General features: G+C 41.3%; 1 protein-coding gene. It reads right to left on the bottom strand.

Going from position 1 to position 3849, the window contains the following annotated elements:
* The coding region (locus HT718_RS09235) for an accessory Sec-dependent serine-rich glycoprotein adhesin (RefSeq protein ID WP_173268266.1) at nt 1-3668 on the bottom strand (3668 nt) is incomplete at its 3' end.
* Between the last annotated feature and the right edge of the window lie 181 nt (nt 3669-3849).

Raw genomic sequence — 3849 nt, 5'->3', positions numbered from 1 at the left:
GCACTTGTCGACGCTGACTTAGATGCACTTGTTGAGGCACTTTGGCTGGCACTTGTCGATGCGCTCGTTGAGGCGGACAGCGATTTATACTCTGAATCATCTACCGTAATGGTAACTGGAACTTCATCTGTCGAACCATCTGGATAAGTTACTATAACTGTGCGTGTTAATTTACCATTTTTAACAGTTGAGTTCTCGCCACTCTTCCATTTATAAGTCGTTCTTGTATTAGGCGTTGTTCCTGTAGTTGGCAAGTCAGACTTGTTGGCAATATAAGTCTCTGGTAATCCCAAATTTGGAACAGTTCCATTTGAAGTCACCTTGACTGTAGGATTTGTTGCTCTAGGAGTATACTTATCAGACTGCTTACGGAACTCAATAATGATGTTAGCATTATTGGCACTACCATTTTGTCCGCTATTATTCGTTAGGGTAGATTGATCATATCCAGAGATATAACGATTCCAAACGTTAAGACTAGCATTATCATTGACGGGCTGACCCTTACCTACATGACCTGAGATAGTCACTTTATACGGATTAGCATCTGTCGCATTGCCATCTTTTCCTAAATTACTTGTCTTATCTGTAAAGGTAATATTTGTTCCACTCGCAGAACTCTCTAGACGACCACCATTCGTAACTTCAAAATTACCTGATGGAGCATCATTATAGGCATTATCATGAACCTTAATCTTGTCCAAGCGACCATGGTCATCAGTCAAGTTCACATCTACACTGAATTCTTCTTCACGATAAACGATTATCTTACGCGGATTCGCAGGATCAATTTCTGCTTTACTTGCAGAAGTCAAGTTTTTAATTGTTGGTCGCTCATTGACTGTAGCTGACTGCGGAATTGGAGTGCTACGTGTTTTATCATTGTAGATAATCGTTGCTGTACCATCTGCCTGAACTTCAATATCCAAGATACGGTGATCTGCTTTAGCATTTTTAGCATAGATGGCATTCTTGACAGCAGTCTTTTCCTCTTCTGTCAAGCTGTTTTTATTTACAACAGTTGTCAATTCAGGATTTGTCACTGGAAGACGATCCTTGAGCTGACCTTGAGTAACACGAACATTACCAGAAAGACCTGTCTGATGTCTATTACCTACTTGGTCAGTTGCAACCGCATTTCGTTGCCAAGTATTTCCAGACTTCCACTCCAAATCGTCCTTCACATGAGCCTTGACTGTGATCGTAGCAGGACTTTCTGGCGTAGCTGTGATATTTCCTGTCAAGTGCCCTACAGTTCCTGTTCCATATTGAGGATCTTCAAAGTAGTTATCACTTAATCCTGGGTGACCTCCGTCTGCTTTTGGAACAATCTTAAATTCACTTAACTTACCACTGTTATCTGTCGCAGTAAATTTAATTGTAAAATCATCACCAGCATAGACGATGTGTTCATCTCCACGACCAGAAACTGGACTTGGAGTCGCTGGGATAGCCTTGCCATCACGCGTCACGGTTACAGCAGGTACAGGCACCTCAGTTTCTGCTCTTACACTTGCTTGGACTGTATCAACAGTATTATCACGGTAAGTAAGGGTGATAAGCCCTGTATCAGATACCGTAATTTCTTTACGACCTTCAGAGCCCTTCACATAGTCAGTACCTGAGAGGATAGTTGCATTTTTGCTCTTGAAGTTAGCAAGGATTTGAGCTTTCTCAGTTGGACTCAAAGATGCAGGGTTGTTGACTGTAACAGTATCGCCACTTACAGGTTCATTACGCTCGTTAAAACCTTTAATAGTAAAATTGGTAGTGGCTGTATCAGTCTGACCATCAATATCTGTAACTGTATATGTAAGAGGATAGGTTCCTGGTTTTTTCGGCTCCCAAGCAGTACCCTTACGTCCAACTGTTCCTTCTATATCAATATCGAGGGAGGTTTGATATCCTGTTCGATTTCCTCTACGGTCATAAGTCCACAAATCCCCTGGTCCTCTTGTTCTAGTAGCGGGATAATTCGGCGCACTTAAACCTGTAATCTCCTCATTAGAGCTAGAAGCCGCGATTCTGTCCATCCCTCTATCATCACGTAATTGTATCTTAAAACCAGTAACTGCATCATCATTATAAAAGGTAAGATTCTCTGGCATCGTAATTGTAGGCTTATTAGATGCCGCACGGCTCTGACCTCCCGCACTTCTAGACTGACCTGTTCCACTAGTTGGAACAGTTGAATTGATTGAACCGCTATAATTTCCAGAAGTATCCGCACTTGTAAACGGTTGACTGCTTGTAGCAACTTTTGCGTTCAAGCTTGCAGCTTTCGACTGCTTATTTACAGTAGCATGAACTTCAAGCGTTGCTTCTAGGTTTCTTTGTTTATCATGGCGGATATCATAAACATACTCATTTCTTGAACCACCACGTTTCTCCATCTCTTGTCCATTGAAGGTCACACGATTAATCGTCGTATTGGAATCTACATCCGCAATCAGCCCTACATGATGCAAGGCATTGTTAGCGTGCATATTGATACGCCAAACAACTTCGTTAGTATTTGGATTATAATTAGTAGACGCAATTGAAGCTTTTGTTCCATGACTAGAGAATGATGCTCTAGGAGAAGATCCTCTCTCTATCGCTTGTCCATTACGGCCATCACGTTGACCAGAGGTTGCACGTGAAACCGCATTAGCGATAGAGTTGCGAGCTGAAGTAGCTGTCTTGACAACTGTTCCTAGGTCAGCATTTGGATCCTTGAGAGCAGACTCAATCTCAGTTATAGCAGATTCTACCTTAAGGATGGCTGCACTTGTATCTGGAAGATCTGCCGCCTTAGCTAAATATTCACCCATTTCAGCTGAAATTTTAGCTAGTTTTTTACGATCTTCTTCATTTTTCTTTGTAGATACTTCTACCGATGACAATGCACCAGCAGTCAATCCTGCCAAACTTGTTAATTCGGAAGTTTTCTCTATCAAACCTGTTGCTGACTTAGCAGAGTCCAAGACAGGTGCAGACAAATTAGAGTTTGGCAAACCTTGACTAACTACTTGATTTTCAGCTGAAGCAGATTCGGATTTTCCAGCAGTTTCAACACTAGCAGTGCTAGTCGCAACCGAACTACCCCCAGAATTGACCACCAACTGACTAGAACTTACAGAAGTACTTGCTGACACACTTGCTGAAACTGAAGCACTTGTCGACGCACTAACAGAAGCCGAAGTACTTTCTGACACACTTGCAGAAGTGCTAGCGCTCACTGATTGGCTAGCAGAAGTCGATTCTGAACTAGACACACTCTCGCTTTCTGAGTGTGACAAACTTGCCGATTCTTCTGGATTTGCTTTCGAAACAGATCCAAGAACGACTGAATCATTTGTAGCTAAAACATCCGATGACTCTAATGTCTTTTCAAGAGCAACCGCATCATTAGCATGAACAGTAGTTTGTGTTGCCACTGCTCCGCCTAGTACAGCTCCTGTAGCTGCGAGCCCCCTTATAATATCAAGGCCTGTAATTGTATTGTTTGTTTGGTTCTCAACCACTTCGGTCATAACTTGGGTAGTATCGACACTACCACGGAAAACCTTAAACAAACCAAATAAAGAAGTGGAAGCCCGTAGCCAATGCTTACCGGATTTCACCAACTTATAGCGGGTCACACGATCAGTTTCACGATATTGACCCTCTTGACGTCTGAAAAACATGCTATCTCCTTATCTAAACTTAGGTTAAGGGTATAATTCACCCTATTTTAAGTTATTCTTTGATATTATAAAAAAAATTGATTTAAAAATCAATAGAATTCAAAAAAAATAACACTATATAATAACGTTTTATGTTTAAAACAAATCTTTTTATAGACAGAGCAAACGCATATTTAATATA

The organism is Streptococcus sp. 714, assembly GCF_013277115.1.
In the GTDB taxonomy this organism is placed as follows: Bacteria; Bacillota; Bacilli; order Lactobacillales; family Streptococcaceae; genus Streptococcus.
This window is presented reverse-complemented; position numbering and strand designations above follow the sequence as displayed.